Genomic DNA, 19,977 nt, shown 5'->3' with positions numbered 1-19,977 from the left:
TCCCCCCTATGGGCGAAAAATAGTCATAATTACGCTTGATTTTAAGATACACCTCAAAGGAAAGGCCTGTCAACGTTTAGCATTTCTGAGAAATTCACCTTCTCTTCCTAGAAAATAAACGTTGACACTAAATGATGCTTTTTCTACACTTAATTGTGTACAATATGTGACCAAGGAGGATTCAACATGGAAATGAACGTCGAAACGAATTCCTCTCCTACGGCGCCAAAGCCAAGTAAACAAACAGGCTGGCGAATTTGGTGGAGTTTATTACGTCCCCATACATTAACAGCAGCTTTCGTTCCTGTTTTCATCGGAACAGCTTTTGCAATGCAGGTCGGAGGTATAAATCAAATACATCTTCCTCTTTTCTTTATGATGCTTCTTGCTTGCCTTCTCATTCAAGCAGCAACGAACATGTTTAATGAATACTTTGATTATAAAAGAGGACTCGATCATGAAGGTTCAGTTGGAATCGGAGGTGCTATCGTCCGCGATGGCATTAAACCAAAAACCGTGCTTAACTTAGCATTCGGATTTTTAGGCATTGCAACGCTATTAGGTGTTTATATTTGTATGAACTCTAGCTGGTGGCTTGCTGCAATCGGTCTTGTTTGTATGGCCGTTGCTTACCTTTACACTGGTGGCCCCATTCCAATTGCGTACACACCATTTGGAGAGCTAACAGCAGGATTATTTATGGGTGTCATTATTATTGGTATTTCATTCTTTATCCAAACAGGCGCAGTAACATCAGAAGTGATTTTATTATCTATTCCAAGCTCCATTTTAATTGGTGCAATTTTACTATCTAACAATATTCGTGATTTAGATGGTGATAAAGAAAATGGTCGTAAAACGTTAGCAATTCTCGTTGGACGCGAAAGAGCCGTTGGTGTACTTGCTTCTATGTTTATCGTTGCCTACATTTGGACAATCGCTTTAATCATCGTTAACATCGTATCACCATGGATGCTTATCGTATTCTTAAGTGTACCGAAAGCATTTAAAGCGACGAAAGGCTTTATCGGCAAAAGCATTCCAATGGAAATGGTACCTGCGATGATTTCAACAGCAAAAACAAATACAATTTTCGGTCTCCTAATGGGAATCGGATTATTGCTTGGATACTTCCTATAGAAAGGAGCTGCTTATGCGGCTCCTTTTTTCATATACCGACTTCCCGGCTGAAATTCATCTCATAATTCCTACTCTCAACGCTCATACTATGTAAAGAAACTGAATTGTAGGAAGGTGGACGACTATGTTAACTCCACAACAAATAAATCAATTTAAATCTATTCTAGAAAAACAACAGCAAGAAGTTGAACAAACGATACAAACTCATGAAGATGAAAACCGTGCATCTGAACGTGATTCAGTAGGAGAATTGTCTAGCTATGACAACCATCCAGGTGATATGGCTACAGAATTGTACGAACGTGAGAAAGATTTCGGACTCATCGAATTTTGGCATAAACAGTTAGAAGATACGAAACATGCTCTGCAAAAAATTGAAGCTGGTACGTACGGAATTTGCGAAGTGTCTGGTGAGGAAATTCCATTTGAAAGATTAGAAGCAATGCCAACTGCTACAACGTGTATTCAGCACACTACAAATAAATTAGATATGAAGGCGCGCCCAGTTGAAGAAGAGGTGCTAAATTCTTCTTTTCATAAGCACGACGAAGATCATTCTGTAGAGTACGATGCTGAAGATGCTTGGCAAGACGTCGCAAATTACGGAACATCAGAAACACCATCCGATTTAGAAAGACAGGATTCAAAAAACTATAATGGCATGTACGTAAATAGTGAAGAAAATGTTGGGTATGTAGAGGATTTCGAAAACTTTATCGGAACAGATATGTATGGAAAAAACCCACAAGTTTTCGCAACAGAAGAACATGAAGAATATGAACAATTGCTTGATGACTTTGAAGAACGCACCTTTAAAGGTGAATTATCTTCAGATGAGTCTGGTTCTAAAGCATAAAAAAAGCATTCCGAAATTCGGAATGCTTTTTTTCGCTAGCTAATTAGTTTTTTGTAACGTTAGCTGCTTGTGGTCCGCGGTTTCCATCAACGATTTCGAAAGAAACTTCTTGACCTTCTTCTAAAGTTTTGAAGCCGTCGCCTTGAATAGCTGAGAAATGTACGAATACGTCTTCTCCGCCTTCAACTTCGATGAAGCCAAAACCTTTTTCGCCGTTAAACCATTTAACTTTACCTGTTTGCATGTCATGTACCTCCTAAATAAAAATGAAACTATGAATCCACATGAAAAGGTGGATATAAAGGACATGAATGTATAACAAGCTTACAGCCTTTAATACAACGTGCTTTATTTCCGTACCACATTATGTAGCTCAATAGTGTTTTCACTATATCATGCTATATCAAAAACGTCAAATGAGAACACTTTCGTCCCATCGTTTTTTATAATTCTAGTATAACCTTAAATTTTCATTCTATTTTTATTCAAAAATTAATAAAACTACAGTATTCTAATTCCTTTGATTTCTGTACAATATAATTACTACATATGATGAGGTGAAAAAATGCAAGCACATGAAATCGAGTATAAATTATATGGCGATGATATGCAGTTTGTTGAAATTGAATTGGATCCAGAAGAAAGCGTTGTCGCAGAGGCTGGCGCAATGATGATGATGGAAGATCATATCGAAATGGAAACGATTTTCGGTGATGGTTCTGGACCATCTAATGGTCTATTCGGTAAATTAATGGGCGCAGGTAAACGTCTCGTTACGGGTGAAAGTATGTTTATGACTGTATTTACAAATACAGGTCATGGCAAACGACACGTATCATTCGCCGCTCCTTATCCTGGAAAAATTATTCCTGTTGATTTAACAGAATATCAAGGAAAAGTAGTCTGCCAAAAAGATGCATTTCTTTGTGCCGCAAAAGGTGTTTCTATCGGAATTGAGTTTACTAAAAAAATAGGAACTGGTTTCTTCGGGGGTGAAGGTTTCATCATGCAGAAACTTGAAGGTGATGGTCTAGCTTTCATGCATGCAGGCGGAACTGTATATAAGCGTGAATTGAAACCTGGCGAGAAACTTCGCATTGATACAGGTTGTCTCGTTGCAATGACGAAAGATGTTAACTACGATGTTCAATTCGTTGGAAAAGTAAAAACGGCTCTATTTGGCGGCGAAGGTTTATTCTTCGCAACGCTAGAAGGTCCTGGAACGGTTTGGATTCAGTCCTTAACACTTAGCCGCTTAGCAGCACGTCTTACAAGCCCAGCAGCTCAAAACAGCGGTGAAGGTAGCGTTTTAGGCGGACTTGGTCGCCTTTTAGATGGAAAAGAGTAAAACACTAAAAACAGATAGTGCCCTTCATAGGGAACTATCTGTTTATTTTTGACTGTATAAACCATTTTTAATCATGTAATATTCCATCGTAATACTGTAGTGTTCGTATTGATATACCTGTTCTCTTTGAAAACTCACCAATTGAATAGCCTTCCTTTTTGCTCATCCTACACTCCTCCTAACAATATGTTTACAAAAATCATACTCCCTCACGTAACTGTAGGTTCAAGCCTTTTTTCAAAAAAGAATGAATCAAGTCCCTCACTGCATATATTGAACTATACCTTTTCTTAAGGAGGGCTTGCTTGATGCGTACTCCTTTATCCTTTGATAAAGATACTGCCATATTGTTAGCATCTTGTTGTGAGTTAACGTATGAACAATATAAACAAAATGGGATTTTTGAAATACCTGATGGATTCCAATATGTACAAGGCTTTCAAGGAAAAGCGATTCAAACGATGGAATGGTTTGGGTTCATATTAGAATCTGAAGATACGATTATTGTAGCTTTTAGAGGCACACAAACAGATACAGATTGGATTATCGATTCACTCGTCAACCAAAGACCATACCCATACGCTTTAAATAGCGGAAATGTTCATAACGGCTTTCTTTCAATTTATGAATCTTGCCGGGATTCTATTATGGATATGCTCGTGTCATTACCAGCCCATAAGAAACTTCTTGCAACAGGCCATAGCTTAGGCGGCGCGCTCGCCACACTACATATACTCGATGCGCGTATCAACACCGCCTTCGCACAGTACGGTCTTTATACATTTGCCTCTCCCAAAGTGGGCGATATTGTATTTCGTAATTATTATAAACTACAAGTAGCTAGTAGCTTTCGCTTTGTTAATTTATTTGATGTCGTTCCTCTTCTCCCTCCGCGCAATGTCCATTTTAATGAACAAGACTGGGAATATGCACATGTTCATCACAACATGACTTTTACAAAAAACACAAAATCTATTACAAATAATCATGCCATGACAACATACAAAACATGTCTGACTTCTCATTTTTAACCAGGTAATGATTGGAAACCCTATATCCTTATACTATAATAATATATGAAGTTATTTTTGGATGAGGGGACCTTACATGCTAAAATTTATCTTTGCACTTTTTCTAATTGTAATTTTTACGTTTACAGGTTTCTTTACATTTTCATACTTTGCGACGGGAGAATATGATGGAACAGGTATCATATATACCGCTATCCCATTTCTTTCTTAAGCAAAAAAAGAAAACCGAGCTTAATGAGATTAAGCTCGGTTTTTTAAGTGATTATATTCCTCTTTTAAAAGTGAATACACTTTAGCGTCCCTATACGTATTATTCATTTTTACACTTTGTCTCCATGAATAAAAGTCCCTTCAAAAGGGACTTTCACTTAATACTGTGTAACCGCATTACCAATACTCCAAATCTCATTACTATACTGTAAAATCGTTCGATCACTCGCAAAATGACCAGACTGTGCAATATTTAAAATCGACATTTCTAGCCACTTCGTTCGGTTTTCATACGCTCTACCAACAGCTTCTTGCCTTTCCGCATATGGACCAAAATCTCGCAGAACGAAGTATTCATCATTTTGAATTACGAGAGAATCATAAATCGCTTCAAATTCAGCTCCCGAATGTGCAAAGAAACCATTCGTTAACTGATCTACTACTTTTTTAATATGCATATTGTGGTGATAATAATCACTTGCACGATATCCACCATTTTGATAGTAATGAAGAACCTCTTCCGCTGTTAAACCAAAAATGAAACAGTTATCATCACCGACCCGGTCTTTTATTTCAACATTAGCTCCGTCTAACGTTCCGAGTGTAATCGCACCATTCATCATAAATTTCATATTCCCTGTTCCTGATGCTTCTTTACTCGCAGTTGAAATTTGCTCACTCACATCCGCAGCTGGGAATATATCTTCCGCTAAAGACACTCGATAGTTTTCTAGAAAGATAACTTTCATATATTGGCTTACGTACGGATCATTATTTACTTTCCTTGCGAGTTCATTGATTAATTTAATAATTTTTTTCGCATAGTAATAGCCAGGTGATGCTTTCGCTCCAAAGATAAAAGTACGCGGATAAAATGTAAAACTAGCATCCTCTTTCAAACGGTTATACAAATATAAAATATGAAGAACGTTTAATAGTTGTCGTTTGTAAGCATGTAGTCTTTTTACTTGCACATCAAAAATAGAATTAGGATCAATTGTAATCCCCATTTTATTATGAATACGCTCCGCTAAAATCTCTTTACGCTCTTGTTTTACCTCTGCAAATTTCTCTTGGAAACTCGCATCGTGTTGAACTGTTTGCAGCGCTTGAAGCTTAATCGGTTCTTTCTTCCACTCTGTTCCAATCGCCTCTGAAATCAGGTTTGTCAGCTGCGGATTCGCCTTCATTAACCAACGTCTATGAGCGATTCCATTCGTTTTATTATTAAACTTATCTGGATAAAACTCATAAAACAATCGCATTTCACGTTGCTTTAAAATTTCCGTATGAATTTTTGCTACACCATTTACGCTATGGCTACCGACAATTGCTAAATGAGCCATTTTCACAAGATCATGCGCAATAATCGCCATCTCTTCAATACGATGCCATTCATATGGATAACGTCCCCAAAGTTCATGACAGAAACGTTCATTAATCTCTTCAATAATCATATAAATTCTCGGTAATAACGGTTTAAAAATGTGAATTGGCCACTTCTCAAGCGCTTCTGATAACGTCGTATGATTCGTATAGGAAATCGTCTGCGTTGTTATGTGCCAAGCTTCTTCCCATGTCAATTTTTCTTCGTCTAATAAAATACGCATAAGTTCTGGAATTGCTAGAACCGGATGTGTATCGTTTATATGAATCGCGATTTTTTCATGTAACTGACGAAGACTACCGTGTCTCTCCCTATGCATACGAACGATATTTTGCAAACTTGCTGATACGAGGAAATACTGTTGTTTTAAACGAAGTATTTTCCCCTCATCATGCGTATCATCCGGATATAAAAACTCCGATACGGCCTCTGTTTCACGCTTATATTTCAAAATATCTTTACAATTTTGCGGGAAAGGAACTGGCTCCGCATTCCAAAGCCGAAGCGTATTTACAGTACTCGTTTCATACCCTACAACTGGAACGTCATATGGTACTGCCATAATAACTTCTGCATTTGTATGCCTGAACTCTAAACGCCCATCAATGTATAGCGGTTCAACATTACCGAAATAACTTACTTCTACAGCTTGATCATGCCTTCTTACTTCCCATACGTTTTCATGAAGAAGCCACTGTTCTGGAAATTCAACTTGATAACCATCAACAATTTTTTGATCAAATAAGCCGTGTTTGTAACGAATTCCACAGCCATGACCTGGTAAGTTTAAAGATGCAAGTGAATCAAGGAAACAGGCTGCTAAACGTCCAAGTCCGCCGTTACCAAGGCCAGCATCTGCTTCAATCTCTTCTAACTCGTGCAAAGAAATTCCAAGTTCAAAAAGTCCTTTTTCACATACATCTCGAATGCCTAAATTTAATATGTTACTGCCTAGTAAACGCCCAAGTAAAAATTCAATGGATAAATAATACATTTGTTTTTGATCTCCAGAACGATAACTTTCATTCGTTGCAATCCATTGACTATTCATATACTCACGTACCATATGACCGAGCGTATTATACTGATCACGAGTTGTAGAATCTTTGAAACTTTTCCCATACATCGTTTCTAATTTTTCTAGAAAAGCGGATTTGAAGCTTTCAACATGAGTAAACATTTTTTCACCACCTCAATGTTATTCCATGAGACTTTTATACAATTTCTTGTATGCAAGAGCAGATTTCCCCCAGCTATAATCTTCAGTCATCGCTTGCTTTACAAGCTTATCCCATACCGGTTTATCTTGATAAAACTCAATTGCACGAAGAATCGTATGTAACATGTCATGCGCATTAAAATTCGTAAAGCTAAAGCCATTCCCAATTCCAGTGTCCTCATCGTAAGAATGTACAGTATCATTTAATCCGCCTGTTTCTCTTACAATTGGAATCGTGCCATATGCTAGCGCAATAAGTTGTCCAAGTCCACACGGTTCAAACAGCGATGGCATTAAAAACAAATCGCTTCCCGCGTACACTTGGTGCGCTAACGCTTCATTAAACCCAATATATACTTTTACCTTTTCTGGATACTCGTATGCCATCCATTCAAAGAACTGCTCGTATTCAGAATCGCCTGATCCTAAAATAATACATTGTACATCTTCTTCCATTATTTCACGGAATACAGTACGTACTAGATCAAGCCCCTTTTGTTTCGTTAATCGTGTTACCATCGAAATAACTGGTGTATCTTCTTTTTCTGGTAAACCAAAATAACGCTGCAATGCGCGTTTATTTTCATTCTTTTCATCTAGCGATTCTGCACTATACTGAGCCGTAATATATGGATCTGTTTCTGGATTATATACGCTCGTATCAATTCCATTTACAATGCCACTAAGCTTATCGTTATGCTTTCGTAGCAATCCATCTAACTTCTCACCGAAAAACTCATATTGAATCTCTTCTTTATATGTCGGGCTAACCGCTGTAATTTGGTCAGATGCGATAATACCGCCTTTCATAAAGTTCACGTTTCCATAAAACTCAAGCTGTTCACTATGAAGATATTCATGACCAAGCTCCAGTAAGTCGTACATCACTTCAGGAGGAAACACACCTTGGAACTGCAAGTTATGAATCGTATATACCGTTTTAATATGCTCATATAACGGGTTATCTTGATACTTTTCACGAAGTAAGAAATTAACCATAGCTGTATGCCAATCATGGCTATGAAGAACATCTACTTCGAAATCAAGATGCGGAATACACTCTAAAACTGCTTTTGAAAAATAAGAAAAACGCTCCCCATCATCATAATGGCCATATAGAGAATCTCTCTTAAAATAATATTCATTGTCTATTAAGTAATACGTAATCCCGTCCTGCTCACCTTTTAAAATCCCGCAATATTGATTTCTCCATCCAAGGGGAACGCTAATTACTTTATGAAGCGTACATCCTTCTCTTAACTCTTTCGGGATAAGACTGTAGTTTGGAAGTATAATGCGAACATTCACTCCTAATTTTTTTAATTCTTTTGGAAGCGCTCCTGCTACATCAGCTAGACCTCCGGATTTAATAAACGGTACACATTCTGATACTGCAAATAAAATATTCACCTGTTGTTCCACTGCACGAAAAGCGTATACATCATAAATCGCTCTTCTTACAGCTTCCTCCCTTCAAGTTTTCATATAGAGTAAAACCTTAATTAGTGGGGGTTTTCTAAATCCCCCACTAATTATGCACCTGCTATTTACGAATAACTGCTGATTGTACTACTTTGTACACTACCTTTTTCTACAACATATGGCTCATCAGCACTTCCTTTTAACACTACGCCGTCGCCAAGTTTCACATCTTTATCAATAATAACACCGTCTATTATGCAATTATCTCCAATTTTGCTCTTTTGCATAATAATACTATTACGAACAATTGAACCTTTTCCAATTTTAACAGAACGGGAGATAACACTATTTTCCACTTCACCTTCAATAATACTACCGTTTGCAATCATCGTATTTTTCACTACTGCACCCTTCATATAACGAGTTGGCGGCTCATCTTTTACTTTCGTAAAGATTGGTGCTTCTTTCTTAAATAATTGCTTCCAAATAGAAGGCTGCAAAATTTCTAGACTATGTTTATAGTAACTTTCAATAGAATCAATAATAGCTACATATCCTGTATGTTCGTACGTAGCAATATGCAGTGATTTCCCGCTCTTTTCTCTCACTACATCAAATAAACTGTATTGCTCCACATCTTTATATGTCTCAAATAAGTCTAGCAATAATTGTTTCTTTAACACATATGTTTGAAGCGAAACCCCTTCATGACAAACTTCAGTAATATCTGCGGACGTATGTATATGTCGCTTTAGCACCGCTTGAAAATTTAACGCTGTTACAAGATGGCTATTCGTAATAACAACATACTCTTCTCTGCTTCTTAGGAAATAATCAATATGTCTTCTAAAATGTGCAAAAGATCCAAATTCGTCATGATCACATTGGCAGTTCGGTGGGAATAAAAACAGTCCATCACGCTTTCTATCTAAATCCCACTGTTTTCCTGAACCGACATGATCCATTAAAGAACGATTTTTATGACTTGTAAAAACCGCCACGCTATGAATATTAGAATTCACCATATTTGAAAGCATGAAATCAATGAGTCGGTAACGGCCTCCAAACGGTAACGCCGCTAATGAACGATGCCCTGTTACTTTCTTTAAGGAAGGAAAACTTCCCGTTGCATTAATAATTCCTAACATTTTTTCTCCCATTCATTTCATCCCCCTTTTCTATTTCCCTTCAGCAATTAGTACTACATCGTCAACATTTTTTTCTGGGCGAATTATTGTCCCATCTTCAATAACCATTTCCGATCCAACAATCGCTCTTTCAATCACAACGTTTTTACCAATCTTTGCCCCAGGCATAACGACAGAATCGATTACCATACTACCTTCTTCTACCGTTACTCCTTGGAATAAAACAGAATGCTTCACGTCCCCTTCAATGACGCATCCTTCATTAATAAGTGATTCTTCTACTTTTGCCTGTTCTGCAATATATTGAGGCGGCTCGTTTGGATTTACAGAATAAATGCGCCAATTACGATCGTTCAAGTTCAACGATGTTTCATCGCGAAGTAAATCCATATTCGCTTCCCATAAGCTTTTCACCGTTCCAACATCTTTCCAATATCCTTCAAATGGATACGCCATCAACTTCTTCCCTTCATCTAACAAGAGCGGAAGTACATCTTTTCCGAAGTCATTACTAGATTCAGGGTTTCTTGCATCCATCTCTAAATATTCTTTTAAAATAGCCCAGTTAAAAATATAAATTCCCATTGATGCAAGATTACTTCTTGGAAATTGCGGTTTCTCCTCAAATTCAACAACTTCCATCTCTTCATTTGTATTCATGATGCCAAAGCGACTTGCTTCATCCCACGGCACTTCAATAACAGAAATCGAAACGTCCGCTTCTTTCTCAATATGGTAATCTAGCATTTTGCTGTAATCCATTTTATAAATATGATCGCCTGATAAAATAAGGACATATTCTGGTTCATACTGACTTAAATAGTTTAAGTTTTGATAAATAGCACTTGCCGTACCTGTATACCACTTCACACCTGAAGACTCCGCATAAGGAGGTAACACAGTGACTCCACCATTTACACGATCAAGATCCCAAGCATTTCCGATTCCAATATAATTATGAAGTTCTAACGGTTGATATTGTGTTAAAATCCCCACCGTTTCAATACCGGAGTTTGCACAGTTACTTAACGTAAAATCAATAATGCGATATTTACCACCAAATGGAACAGCTGGCTTGGCTAAATTTTTTGTTAATGCACTTAAACGACTACCTTTTCCCCCTGCTAGTAACATTGCTACGCACTTTTGTTTTTGAGCCATCTTGTTTTTTGCTCCCCTTTCTCGTCTTCACTGGTCGTAATATGGATACGCCAAATGGTGGAATTGTAATTTCTACATGTGCCGCTTGATTATGATATGGCTCTAGAATCGTCTTGAGACGTTTCTTATTAACTTGCCCCGATCCGCCATATTGCGCCGAGTCACTGTTTAAAATTTCGTTATAGTACTCGAAATCTGGTACACCTACTTTATAGTTTTCATATGTAGCTTTCGTAAAATTACATACGACAACTAACGCATCTTCCTGCTTATCCCCTTGGCGGATAAACGAGAAAATACTTTGCTCATTATTATTAGCATCAATCCACTGAAATCCTTCAGGCGAGTGATCTAACTGCCAAAGTGGTTTTGAGCGCTTATACAATGCTATGAGCTCTTTAAAGTAATCATGCATATTACGATGCATTTCAAAATCATGTAAATTCCAATCTAAATCTTCAAGGTCTTTCCACTCATCAAATTGCCCGAATTCTCCACCCATAAAGAGTAATTTCTTACCTGGATGAGTAAAGAAATATCCATATAATAAACGAAGCTGAGCAAACTTATCCCAGTAATCTCCTGGCATTTTATTTAATAACGACTTTTTCCCATGAACGACTTCATCATGAGAAAGCGGCAATATGAAGTTTTCAGAGTGAGCATATATTAAAGAGAATGTCATTTTCTCATGAATGTATTTCCGGTACTCTGGCGCACATTCCATATATTTCAGCACATCATTCATCCAACCCATATTCCATTTATAATTGAATCCAAGTCCACCCTCGTATGTTGGAGCTGTTACAAGTGGCCAAGCTGTTGAATCTTCCGCTGTCATAAGAAACTCTTCATCTTCTGCAAACACGGCTTCATTTAACTCTCGTAAGAAAGAAACAGCATGTTCATTGCTTTGCTCTTTTCCTTCTTTATTCCAGTACAGCATATTCGCAACTGCATCTACCCTGAAACCATCAATATGGAAATGCCTCATCCAAAATAACGCATTTGAAATTAAGAAATTACGTACTTCTCTCTTCCCTAAATCAAAATTAACAGTTCCCCATACAAGGTTTTCTTGTACGTCTCTATCTTTATATTCATAAGTCGGTGTCCCATCAAACAAATATAAACCGTGAGCATCTTTACAAAAATGCCCCGGTACCCAATCTAAAATGACACCGATTCCATATTTATGACATTCATCGACAAAATACATCAAATCATGTGGCGTGCCGAATCTACTTGTCGCTGCATAATATCCTGTTCCCTGATATCCCCAAGAACGATCATATGGATGCTCAACAAGCGGCATAATTTCAATATGTGTAAATTGATGTTCCACCACATACGGAATGAGCTCCTCGGCCATTTCTCTGTAAGAATACAGAGCGCCATCCTCTTTCTTTTTCCAAGAACCGAAATGTAATTCATAAACTGTCATCGCTTCTTTATAAATCGATTTTTTCTTTCTCTTACGAATCCAGTTTTTATCATTCCATTCATATCCCTCTATATCAAAAACTACAGATGCCGTATTTGGTCTTACTTCTGCATATACTGCATAAGGATCCGCTTTTAAAATAACGTCACCGTCCATCGTTTCAATCGCATACTTATATATATCATTCTCTTCAATATGCGGTGCAAACAAGGACCAAATCCCCTCTTCTGTCACTTGTAGCATCTTATGTTGCTCATAATCCCATTCATTAAAATCCCCAACAACACTCATTGCTTTCGCATGAGGAGCCCATACTGTGAATCGTACACCTCGCATCCCATCTTCCGTCACAATATGTGCCCCAAAGATGTTATAACTGTCATAGTACTTTTCTGTATGAAACTCATCTCGTTTCACTTCTTCACAATTTATTACATCCAATATGTTCACCTCACTAAGATGACAGAAATTTTTTACTCTTTATCATTTCTGCGAAAAACTGAAATATCCTTGTTATTTTTTAAAAAATATTCGTTTTTTTCTTAAATTTCACTTAAAATATTCACATTTTCCGTGTAAATTATCGAATTTTGACGAATATTCATTGCAAACGCTTTATTCCCCTTACTATTTCTCACCTTTCATTTTTGCTCAATATTTATTTTATTGGCTTTTCTCCATTTTTCACGCTATTTCTCACGTAAAATACATGCGAAATAATCTATTGTTTAAAAATATTTCTCAACATTTTTTGTCCCAAATTTTATCACTTCCCGACGGAAAACTCCCACCTCAAGGAATATCTAATGAGTATGCGGAAGATAAATGCCGTTTTGGAAAAATCGCCACAAGGTTAACTCCTAAAGAATAAGGTGAAACTCTGCTCGCAAATAGTGGGATAACGCACAAAAGCACTCTATTCAAAAATAGAGTGCTTTTTCTATAAACGACCCTTCTCCAGCAAAAGGGGTATATTGGGGATATACAAGGGAAACCGGAAAAGGAATTTATATTAAATTATATAAAAACTCAGAGGTAGGAAGCAGTTTCCCGCCTCTGAATTATTTAGCAATTATTATAGTACTGGTGCCATTGTTTCTTTTAATACTTTTACAGAATGAGCGAACTTCACTTTTTCTTCTTCGTTTAATTCAAGTTCTACGATTTCACGTACACCTTCGCGGTTAATAACAGCTGGAACACCTACGTAAGCATCTTTCTCACCATATTGACCTTCAAGGTATGCAGATACAGTTAATACGCTGTTCTCGTTGCTTAAGATCGCTTTAGTTACACGAAGTAGTGACATACCGATTCCGTAGTAAGTTGCGCCTTTACGCTCAATAATGTGGTAAGCTGCATCGCGTACATTTTCAAAGATTTTATCTAAATCTTCTTGGTTATACTGTTCGTTGTTCGCTAAGATTGTTTCTAGTTTTTGTACACCTACAGTAGCGTGGCTCCATACTGGAAGTTCAGTGTCACCATGCTCACCAACGATGTAAGCATGAACGTTACGTGGATCTACATCTAAGTAGTCACCTAACATGTAACGGAAACGAGCAGAGTCTAAAGTAGTACCAGAACCGATTACGCGCTCTTTCGGTAAACCAGATTCTTTCCAAGTTACGTAAGTTAAAATATCAACTGGGTTAGTTGCGATTAAGAAGATTCCATCGAATCCGCTATCCATAATGCCGCGAACGATTTGTTTAAAGATCTTTGTATTTTTCTCAACTAAGTCTAAACGAGTTTCGCCTGGCTTTTGTGGTAATCCAGCAGTGATAACTACTAAATCTGCATCTTTGCAATCTGCATAGCTACCGCTCCAAACTTTTGTTGGTGCTGGAGAGAATGGTACCGCATGGCTTAAGTCCATTGCTTCTCCTTCTGCTTTTGCTTCATTAACATCTACTAGTACGAATTCTTCAGCTACACCTTGGTTGATCATTGAGTAAGCGTAACTACAACCTACAGCTCCTGTTCCTACTAATACTACGCGATTGATACCTTTTTTCATGTTAATTTCCCCTTTCAATTGTTTACATCTATTTTTTATTATTGTTTAAGTAATTAATTAAAATACTAATTTAATGTTGTTTAACTTCTTTACATACATATTGTAGCACGGATCATTGTGAATCCCTTCACAAATTATGACCTATTTGTGAACTTTTTCACATAGAGTGTAAAATGATTAGATCAAGTGTGGAATCAATACCAATGAAGATGTTTTATAAAGATTGTGAATCGAAATAAACAAGTTTAATTACCACTTTAAAAATGTTTTTACCCCTCTCCATTTTTAGCAACGTACAGATAATATCGTTTCATCAATAGAAGAAATAAAAGAGTAGCCTCAAACTACTCCTCATGCAGTAACACACTATATAAAGTGAAACTTTAATCAGTGGGGGTTTTGTTCATCCCCCACTGATTATTAGTTGAACCAATCGGGCTTTTACGGGCAGTTGATCCCCCACCTAACTTCTTTGCTTTCGCTGAATTTTGAGGTGGGGGTCTTACTGCCCGTTAATGCGGGATAAACGAAACTGGGCATTTCTTCCCTGATGCCCTAAGCATATGGGAATCTATTCTACAAACCATTTTCCAAGATACAAGTAAGCAAAACGTAACATATTAAACTTCCAGCTGATCTACTATGAGAAGAATAAATACAACAACAATATCTACCCCAGCTAAAATACCAAAGTAAAATCCCTCAACGTTGAAGAAAAATGCAACTGGTGGAAACAATATTGTTTCTACTCCAAATAGAATAACTACTACACCTACTCGTCTTGCTAACACCCTTTCATTCTTTTTTCAATATATTACTTCCTATCCATATAAATAAACAGCCTGCTAATGCGAAAGGAGCAAATAAATTAACATGCGCTGTATCACCTCCATTTTAACAATTACTGTATATCAATTTTAAAAATATCCGTTAAGATCATGCATTCATTTCTAACACCAAACCATTCAATATAAGTGATAGGCTATGTAAAGCTTTAGACAACTGTGCCTCGGCATCTTCAGAATTCGCAATCCAACAAGCGAGGTCCACTAATCCCCCATTTATGAGCCGTGCTAAAGCTTCACAGTCTGTTTTTTCAATAATATGCTCCTGCATCAATTGCAGAAGCATATTACCCATTGTTGCTAAACATTGTGACTGTGATGATTGATAATAGCTAGTTCCTAATACTGCTGGTGCATCCCGAAGTACGATTCTCTGAATTTCTGGATCAAGTGCCATCGTTAAATAAGCTCGACAGCGCCCAACAAATCCTTCCCAATTTCCTTCCGCCTCATCTGATACTTTCCGTAATTTATTATCCATTTCCATATCAATTTCTTTTACAACTGCTTCTAGCAATCCTTTTTTATCGCCAAAATGATGATAAATTGCACCACGCGTTAAACCGACAGATGCAGTAAAATCATCCATAGATGTGTTTACATATCCAACTGTACCGAAAGCCTCTCTTGCTGCACTCAGCAATTTAGCGCGTGTTTCAATGATCATTTCTGCTCTTGTTTTTTTAACCATCTTTTCCTCCTACTTCTATTCATTCTCTTTATTCAAAATGAATCCCATTATAGTATCGTTCTCTATGTAAAAGAATAACTCCTTTGAATGTCAGCTCTCTATCCAGAGATAAAACATTTCAATTGACATACGCACCGTATGTTAATATGATATTGGCATACGGTGCGTATGTCAATTATTTCTAGCTTATAAGATAATCTAACTTCTTACTTATACCCTAAATTGACTCACTGTCCCTTTTTATAGAAGGTATTAACGACACAGAGGAGGAGTTACAAGAATGAAGAATGTATATGTAAACGTCAAATACTTTGGTGATTATTATGTTTAATTCCTACCGTGAGATTTTCAGTGCTTCTGGTACAAAAGGATTCTCATTAGCAGGCTTTATAGCTCGGATGCCCATATCAATGATGGGGATTGGTATTGTTACAATGTTATCTCAGTTACGTGGTGACTATTGGCTTGCCGGAGCCGTTGCAGCCACCTTCACATTATCATCAGCTTTACTAGCTCCTCATATTTCTCGTATGGCTGATCAATTAGGGCAATCTCGTATACTTCTTCCGACTACAGGTATCAGTGTTTTCTTTACGATTCTCTTACTTCTATGTACGAAATATGAGGCTCCTTATTGGACGCTATTTCTATCCGCCTTATGTGCGGGTTGTATGCCCAACATGTCGGCCATGGTACGTGCACGTTGGACTAAACTATACCGTGGATCTCATAAATTGCATACAGCATTTTCCTTCGAATCGGTCGTCGATGAACTTTGCTTCATCATTGGTCCTGTATTATCCGTCAGTTTAAGTGTTATGTTCTTCCCAGAAGCAGGCCCACTTTTATCATCTGTTTTTCTTACAATCGGGGTATGCCTATTCACCATGCAAAAAAGCACAGAACCACATGTACATCCCCACGACATTACAAACAAAGGAACAGTATTTAAAATTGGTACATTACGAGTGCTTGTATTCACACTCATCGCTATAGGTACTATATTTGGCACAATAGATGTAGTTAGTGTGGCTTTTGCTGAGCATCAAGGAAACACAGTAGCTGCTAGCTTTGTGCTTTCCGTCTATGCAATCGGTTCATGCCTGGCAGGTCTTATTTTCGGCACTCTTAAACTCAGTACTCCACCATATAATCAATTTTTAATAGCAGTCACACTATCAATGGTAACAATGCTGCCACTAGTTTTCGTAAACACTATTGCTTGGCTAGTAGTTATTGTTTTCTTTGCAGGCTTATCTGTTGCCCCTACTATGATTATTACTATGGGACTGGTGGAAAAAATCGTACCTGAATCAAAAATAACCGAAGGAATGACCTGGGCAATTACAGGACTTGGTATTGGAGTCTCTCTAGGATCAGCGGTAGCTGGTTTAGTTATTGATACTTTTGGAGCTCGCGCAGGATTTAGTGTGGCTATTATTGCAGGAGGCCTTGCCTTAATTATTGCACTTTTAGGATACAAAACTCTCCACTCCGCATATAGTCATGCTGTTATGAAACCGGATGGGCATTCAGCGGAGAGTTAAAACATATTCAAAAAATAGGATTACCTCTTCTTATGTATAAGAAGAGGTAATCCCATTTAAATTAATATAACTTTTTTGTATCGTATCTTGAACGATATCCTCTGCTTCTGCTTGGTGTTACTCCAATTTTAAGCAAATATCTATAAATACTTTTTGATGTTTCTATAATGACCTTTTCATACTCCATCGCTCTCTCCTTTCTATTAGTTAGACGGTTCAAATAGAAAAAAGTATACAAAAATCTATAAAAAAAAGCAGACTATCAAAAGTCCACTTTTATACAACAAAAAAGAGATAGCAGATTATGCTATCTCTTTTAGTATGACCCGTACGGGATTCGAACCCGTGTTACCGCCGTGAAAGGGCGGTGTCTTAACCACTTGACCAACGGGCCAAAATCTGGCAGAGAAGAAGGGATTCGAACCCTCGCACCGCGTTCGCGATCTACTCCCTTAGCAGGGGAGCCCCTTGAGCCACTTGGGTACTTCTCTATAATATGGCTCCGCAGGTAGGACTCGAACCTACGACCGATCGGTTAACAGCCGATAGCTCTACCACTGAGCTACTGCGGAATAATTATGGTGGGCCTAAATGGACTCGAACCATCGACCTCACGCTTATCAGGCGTGCGCTCTAACCAGCTGAGCTATAGGCCCATAAAAAGCGGGTGAAGAGAATCGAACTCTCGACCAGAGCTTGGAAGGCTCTTGTTTTACCACTAAACTACACCCGCATTAAATTAAAAATGGTGAGCCATGAAGGATTCGAACCTTCGACCCTCTGATTAAAAGTCAGATGCTCTACCAACTGAGCTAATGGCTCATTTTGAAAGTGGTGCCGGCTAGAGGACTTGAACCCCCAACCTACTGATTACAAGTCAGTTGCTCTACCAATTGAGCTAAGCCGGCTTGCGATTTCAAAATGGTGGCTCGGGACGGAATCGAACCGCCGACACGAGGATTTTCAGTCCTCTGCTCTACCGACTGAGCTACCGAGCCTTTATGTAAAAAAATGGCGGTCCCGACCGGGGTCGAACCGGCGATCTCCTGCGTGACAGGCAGGCATGTTAACCACTACACCACGGGACCATTTGGTTGCGGGGACAGGATTTGAACCTGCGACCTTCGGGTTATGAGCCCGACGAGCTACCGTACTGCTCCACCCCGCGATGATATAATATTTAATTTAGAAAAAATGGAGGAGGTAGAGGGATTCGAACCCCCGCGCGACTCTCGCCGCCTGTCGGTTTTCAAGACCGATCCCTTCAGCCGAACTTGGGTATACCTCCGAGATATGAACTTTGAGTGGTGGACCTTGTAGGACTCGAACCTACGACCGGACGGTTATGAGCCGTCTGCTCTAACCAGCTGAGCTAAAGGTCCTTTATGGTAGCGGCGGAGGGGATCGAACCCCCGACCTCACGGGTATGAACCGTACGCTCTAGCCAGCTGAGCTACACCGCCATAATTTATATTCAAATAAGTGGAGCCTAGCGGGATCGAACCGCTGACCTCCTGCGTGCAAGGCAGGCGCTCTCCCAGCTGAGCTAAGGCCCCATATTTTGAAAATATCGGGAAGACAGGATTTGAACCTGCGACCCCCTGGTCCCAAACCAGGTGCTCTACCAAGCTGAGCCACTTCCCGTTAATAAAAAACGCGCCCGAGAGGAGTCGAACCCCTAACCTCTTGATCCGTAGTCAAACGCTCTATCCAATTGAGCTACGGGCGCATATGGTGCCGAGGGCGGGGGTCGAACCCGCACGGTGGTCACCCACCGCAGGATTTTAAGTCCTGTGCGTCTGCCTGTTCCGCCACCCCGGCATGTCATACTGAAAATTGGAGCGGAAGACGGGATTCGAACCCGCGACCCCAACCTTGGCAAGGTTGTATTCTACCACTGAACTACTTCCGCAAGACATGTTTGAGTTATTTTATTAAAAGTGCGGGTGAAGGGAGTCGAACCCCCACGCCAAAGGCGCTAGATCCTAAGTCTAGTGCGTCTGCCAATTCCGCCACACCCGCATATTATAATTTAAAAAGAAAAAATGGGGCGACTGATGGGAATTGAACCCACGAGTGCCGGAGCCACAATCCGGTGCGTTAACCACTTCGCCACAACCGCCATGATTTTCTGGTGCCGACTAGAGGACTTGAACCCCCAACCTACTGATTACAAGTCAGTTGCTCTACCAATTGAGCTAAGTCGGCTAAATGGTGGAGGATGACGGGATCGAACCGCCGACCCCCTGCTTGTAAGGCAGGTGCTCTCCCAGCTGAGCTAATCCTCCGAATTGCCTGGCAACGTCCTACTCTCACAGGGACAAGGTCCCAACTACCATCGGCGCTAGAGAGCTTAACTTCCGTGTTCGGTATGGGAACGGGTGTGACCTCTCTGCCATCATTACCAGACTGTATTCATTTAAGACAAGAATTATCATAACTTATTCGACATTTAAAGTCAACAAGTTTTTTATATTCTTTCAAAACTAGATAACATTGCTTCATATT

15 protein-coding genes, 22 tRNA genes, 1 rRNA gene and 1 pseudogene are annotated in these 19,977 nt (G+C 38.9%); 6 read left to right on the top strand and 33 right to left on the bottom strand.

All coding sequences use genetic code 11. From position 1 onward, the window contains the following. Nucleotides 1-186 precede the first annotated feature (186 nt). Together JFU18_RS18765 and JFU18_RS18760 are read left to right on the top strand one after the other, a co-directional pair. The gene (locus tag JFU18_RS18765; RefSeq protein ID WP_002015811.1) at nucleotides 187-1,140 is read left to right on the top strand and encodes a 1,4-dihydroxy-2-naphthoate polyprenyltransferase; all 954 of its coding nucleotides are present in this window, start codon (nucleotides 187-189) and stop codon (nucleotides 1,138-1,140) included. 124 nt (nucleotides 1,141-1,264) lie between these two features. After that, on the top strand, nucleotides 1,265-1,996 hold the full coding sequence (locus JFU18_RS18760) for a yteA family sporulation protein (RefSeq protein WP_201032000.1): 732 nt from the start codon (nucleotides 1,265-1,267) through the stop codon (nucleotides 1,994-1,996). 43 nt (nucleotides 1,997-2,039) lie between these two features. Here the strand turns inward: JFU18_RS18760 and cspD are convergent, their stop codons facing one another. Further along, entirely contained in the window at nucleotides 2,040-2,240 is a 201-nt protein-coding gene (gene cspD / locus JFU18_RS18755; RefSeq protein ID WP_001193051.1) for a cold-shock protein CspD, read from the bottom strand. A gap of 321 nt (nucleotides 2,241-2,561) precedes the next feature. Between cspD and JFU18_RS18750 the strand changes: the two genes are divergently transcribed. Beyond that, nucleotides 2,562-3,344, top strand: coding sequence for a TIGR00266 family protein (locus JFU18_RS18750; RefSeq protein WP_002015806.1), 783 nt, complete (start codon nucleotides 2,562-2,564; stop codon nucleotides 3,342-3,344). A gap of 79 nt (nucleotides 3,345-3,423) precedes the next feature. On the opposite strand, the pseudogene JFU18_RS18745 reads toward JFU18_RS18750, so the two are convergent. Next, nucleotides 3,424-3,510, bottom strand: a pseudogene (locus JFU18_RS18745) (MerR family DNA-binding transcriptional regulator); the annotation flags it as partial. A 142-nt stretch (nucleotides 3,511-3,652) separates the two neighbouring features. Here JFU18_RS18745 and JFU18_RS18740 point away from each other — a divergent pair. Continuing rightward, on the top strand, nucleotides 3,653-4,375 hold the full coding sequence (locus JFU18_RS18740; protein WP_002034520.1) for a lipase family protein: 723 nt from the start codon (nucleotides 3,653-3,655) through the stop codon (nucleotides 4,373-4,375). Between the two features lie 76 nt (nucleotides 4,376-4,451). Further along, on the top strand, nucleotides 4,452-4,586 hold the full coding sequence (locus tag JFU18_RS30230) for a hypothetical protein (protein WP_000911070.1): 135 nt from the start codon (nucleotides 4,452-4,454) through the stop codon (nucleotides 4,584-4,586). A 157-nt stretch (nucleotides 4,587-4,743) separates the two neighbouring features. Here JFU18_RS30230 and glgP read toward each other — a convergent pair whose 3' ends face one another. The 8 genes from glgP to JFU18_RS18700 all read right to left on the bottom strand — a co-directional run bounded on the left by glgP (nucleotide 4,744) and on the right by JFU18_RS18700 (nucleotide 15,922). Further along, on the bottom strand, nucleotides 4,744-7,152 hold the full coding sequence (gene glgP, locus JFU18_RS18735) for a glycogen phosphorylase (protein ID WP_201034438.1): 2,409 nt from the start codon (nucleotides 7,150-7,152) through the stop codon (nucleotides 4,744-4,746). 18 nt (nucleotides 7,153-7,170) lie between these two features. After that, nucleotides 7,171-8,601, bottom strand: coding sequence for a glycogen synthase GlgA (glgA, locus tag JFU18_RS18730; RefSeq protein WP_201034439.1), 1,431 nt, complete (start codon nucleotides 8,599-8,601; stop codon nucleotides 7,171-7,173). A 137-nt stretch (nucleotides 8,602-8,738) separates the two neighbouring features. Beyond that, nucleotides 8,739-9,773: a glucose-1-phosphate adenylyltransferase subunit GlgD gene (gene glgD / locus JFU18_RS18725; RefSeq protein WP_201034440.1), complete on the bottom strand. Its 1,035-nt coding sequence runs from the start codon at nucleotides 9,771-9,773 to the stop codon at nucleotides 8,739-8,741. An 18-nt stretch (nucleotides 9,774-9,791) separates the two neighbouring features. Then, on the bottom strand, nucleotides 9,792-10,922 hold the full coding sequence (gene glgC, locus JFU18_RS18720) for a glucose-1-phosphate adenylyltransferase (RefSeq protein WP_000057600.1): 1,131 nt from the start codon (nucleotides 10,920-10,922) through the stop codon (nucleotides 9,792-9,794). Beyond that, a complete protein-coding gene (gene glgB / locus JFU18_RS18715) occupies nucleotides 10,870-12,807 on the bottom strand; it encodes a 1,4-alpha-glucan branching protein GlgB (protein ID WP_085312677.1) in 1,938 nt (645 codons plus the stop codon). Before glgB ends, glgC begins: the two co-directional genes overlap by 53 nt. Nucleotides 12,808-13,441: 634 nt before the next feature. Further along, complete coding sequence (locus JFU18_RS18710) at nucleotides 13,442-14,386, bottom strand: L-lactate dehydrogenase (RefSeq protein ID WP_002089250.1); 945 nt, start codon at nucleotides 14,384-14,386, stop codon at nucleotides 13,442-13,444. A gap of 620 nt (nucleotides 14,387-15,006) precedes the next feature. Next, a complete protein-coding gene (locus JFU18_RS18705) occupies nucleotides 15,007-15,177 on the bottom strand; it encodes a hypothetical protein (RefSeq protein ID WP_002067841.1) in 171 nt (56 codons plus the stop codon). 145 nt (nucleotides 15,178-15,322) lie between these two features. Beyond that, nucleotides 15,323-15,922, bottom strand: a complete 600-nt coding sequence (locus JFU18_RS18700) for a TetR/AcrR family transcriptional regulator (protein ID WP_002067839.1) — start codon at nucleotides 15,920-15,922, stop codon at nucleotides 15,323-15,325. A 323-nt stretch (nucleotides 15,923-16,245) separates the two neighbouring features. On the opposite strand from JFU18_RS18700, the gene JFU18_RS18695 reads away from it, so the two are divergent. Continuing rightward, the gene (locus JFU18_RS18695; RefSeq protein WP_201034441.1) at nucleotides 16,246-17,469 is read left to right on the top strand and encodes an MFS transporter; all 1,224 of its coding nucleotides are present in this window, start codon (nucleotides 16,246-16,248) and stop codon (nucleotides 17,467-17,469) included. Between the two features lie 322 nt (nucleotides 17,470-17,791). Here JFU18_RS18695 and JFU18_RS18690 read toward each other — a convergent pair. From JFU18_RS18690 to rrf, 23 genes are all read right to left on the bottom strand, one after another. Then, nucleotides 17,792-17,863: transfer RNA gene (locus tag JFU18_RS18690), tRNA-Glu, on the bottom strand. Between the two features lie 6 nt (nucleotides 17,864-17,869). Beyond that, nucleotides 17,870-17,960: transfer RNA gene (locus JFU18_RS18685), tRNA-Ser, on the bottom strand. Nucleotides 17,961-17,966: 6 nt separating this feature from the next. After that, nucleotides 17,967-18,041, bottom strand: a tRNA-Asn gene (locus JFU18_RS18680). Nucleotides 18,042-18,048: 7 nt separating this feature from the next. Beyond that, nucleotides 18,049-18,125: transfer RNA gene (locus tag JFU18_RS18675), tRNA-Ile, on the bottom strand. A gap of 6 nt (nucleotides 18,126-18,131) precedes the next feature. After that, a tRNA-Gly gene (locus JFU18_RS18670) sits at nucleotides 18,132-18,202 on the bottom strand. 13 nt (nucleotides 18,203-18,215) lie between these two features. Further along, a tRNA-Lys gene (locus tag JFU18_RS18665) sits at nucleotides 18,216-18,291 on the bottom strand. Between the two features lie 10 nt (nucleotides 18,292-18,301). Continuing rightward, nucleotides 18,302-18,377: transfer RNA gene (locus JFU18_RS18660), tRNA-Thr, on the bottom strand. Nucleotides 18,378-18,391: 14 nt separating this feature from the next. Continuing rightward, a tRNA-Phe gene (locus JFU18_RS18655) sits at nucleotides 18,392-18,467 on the bottom strand. Nucleotides 18,468-18,481: 14 nt separating this feature from the next. Next, nucleotides 18,482-18,557 (bottom strand) — tRNA-Asp (locus tag JFU18_RS18650). Nucleotides 18,558-18,560: 3 nt separating this feature from the next. Further along, a tRNA-Met gene (locus JFU18_RS18645) sits at nucleotides 18,561-18,637 on the bottom strand. 27 nt (nucleotides 18,638-18,664) lie between these two features. Beyond that, a tRNA-Ser gene (locus JFU18_RS18640) sits at nucleotides 18,665-18,757 on the bottom strand. A gap of 17 nt (nucleotides 18,758-18,774) precedes the next feature. Continuing rightward, nucleotides 18,775-18,851 (bottom strand) — tRNA-Ile (locus JFU18_RS18635). Nucleotides 18,852-18,855: 4 nt separating this feature from the next. Next, a tRNA-Met gene (locus JFU18_RS18630) sits at nucleotides 18,856-18,932 on the bottom strand. A 20-nt stretch (nucleotides 18,933-18,952) separates the two neighbouring features. Continuing rightward, nucleotides 18,953-19,025, bottom strand: a tRNA-Ala gene (locus JFU18_RS18625). 14 nt (nucleotides 19,026-19,039) lie between these two features. After that, nucleotides 19,040-19,113 (bottom strand) — tRNA-Pro (locus tag JFU18_RS18620). A gap of 11 nt (nucleotides 19,114-19,124) precedes the next feature. Next, nucleotides 19,125-19,198 (bottom strand) — tRNA-Arg (locus JFU18_RS18615). A gap of 3 nt (nucleotides 19,199-19,201) precedes the next feature. Beyond that, nucleotides 19,202-19,290: transfer RNA gene (locus JFU18_RS18610), tRNA-Leu, on the bottom strand. A gap of 16 nt (nucleotides 19,291-19,306) precedes the next feature. Beyond that, nucleotides 19,307-19,381, bottom strand: a tRNA-Gly gene (locus JFU18_RS18605). Nucleotides 19,382-19,410: 29 nt separating this feature from the next. Further along, nucleotides 19,411-19,491 (bottom strand) — tRNA-Leu (locus tag JFU18_RS18600). A gap of 24 nt (nucleotides 19,492-19,515) precedes the next feature. Then, nucleotides 19,516-19,591 (bottom strand) — tRNA-His (locus JFU18_RS18595). Between the two features lie 10 nt (nucleotides 19,592-19,601). Next, nucleotides 19,602-19,677, bottom strand: a tRNA-Thr gene (locus tag JFU18_RS18590). Between the two features lie 4 nt (nucleotides 19,678-19,681). Next, nucleotides 19,682-19,757 (bottom strand) — tRNA-Val (locus JFU18_RS18585). 5 nt (nucleotides 19,758-19,762) lie between these two features. Further along, a 5S ribosomal RNA gene (rrf, locus tag JFU18_RS18580) occupies nucleotides 19,763-19,878 on the bottom strand. Nucleotides 19,879-19,977: the final 99 nt, after the last annotated feature.

The sequence above is a fragment of the Bacillus sp. TH22 genome (genome assembly GCF_016651015.1).
Classification (GTDB): Bacteria; Bacillota; Bacilli; order Bacillales; family Bacillaceae_G; genus Bacillus_A; species Bacillus_A mycoides.
This window is presented reverse-complemented; position numbering and strand designations above follow the sequence as displayed.

Bases quoted from the DNA above. Each gene is read 5' to 3' on its own strand.
- JFU18_RS18765 (WP_002015811.1), top strand. From the start codon at position 187: ATGGAAATGAACGTCGAAACGAATTCCTCTCCTACGGCGCCAAAGCCA.
- JFU18_RS18760 (WP_201032000.1), top strand. From the start codon at position 1,265: ATGTTAACTCCACAACAAATAAATCAATTTAAATCTATTCTAGAAAAA.
- cspD (WP_001193051.1), bottom strand. From the start codon at position 2,240: ATGCAAACAGGTAAAGTTAAATGGTTTAACGGCGAAAAAGGTTTTGGC.
- JFU18_RS18750 (WP_002015806.1), top strand. From the start codon at position 2,562: ATGCAAGCACATGAAATCGAGTATAAATTATATGGCGATGATATGCAG.
- JFU18_RS18740 (WP_002034520.1), top strand. From the start codon at position 3,653: ATGCGTACTCCTTTATCCTTTGATAAAGATACTGCCATATTGTTAGCA.
- JFU18_RS30230 (WP_000911070.1), top strand. From the start codon at position 4,452: ATGCTAAAATTTATCTTTGCACTTTTTCTAATTGTAATTTTTACGTTT.
- glgP (WP_201034438.1), bottom strand. From the start codon at position 7,152: ATGTTTACTCATGTTGAAAGCTTCAAATCCGCTTTTCTAGAAAAATTA.
- glgD (WP_201034440.1), bottom strand. From the start codon at position 9,773: ATGGGAGAAAAAATGTTAGGAATTATTAATGCAACGGGAAGTTTTCCT.
- glgC (WP_000057600.1), bottom strand. From the start codon at position 10,922: ATGGCTCAAAAACAAAAGTGCGTAGCAATGTTACTAGCAGGGGGAAAA.
- JFU18_RS18710 (WP_002089250.1), bottom strand. From the start codon at position 14,386: ATGAAAAAAGGTATCAATCGCGTAGTATTAGTAGGAACAGGAGCTGTA.
- JFU18_RS18700 (WP_002067839.1), bottom strand. From the start codon at position 15,922: ATGGTTAAAAAAACAAGAGCAGAAATGATCATTGAAACACGCGCTAAA.
- JFU18_RS18695 (WP_201034441.1), top strand. From the start codon at position 16,246: ATGTTTAATTCCTACCGTGAGATTTTCAGTGCTTCTGGTACAAAAGGA.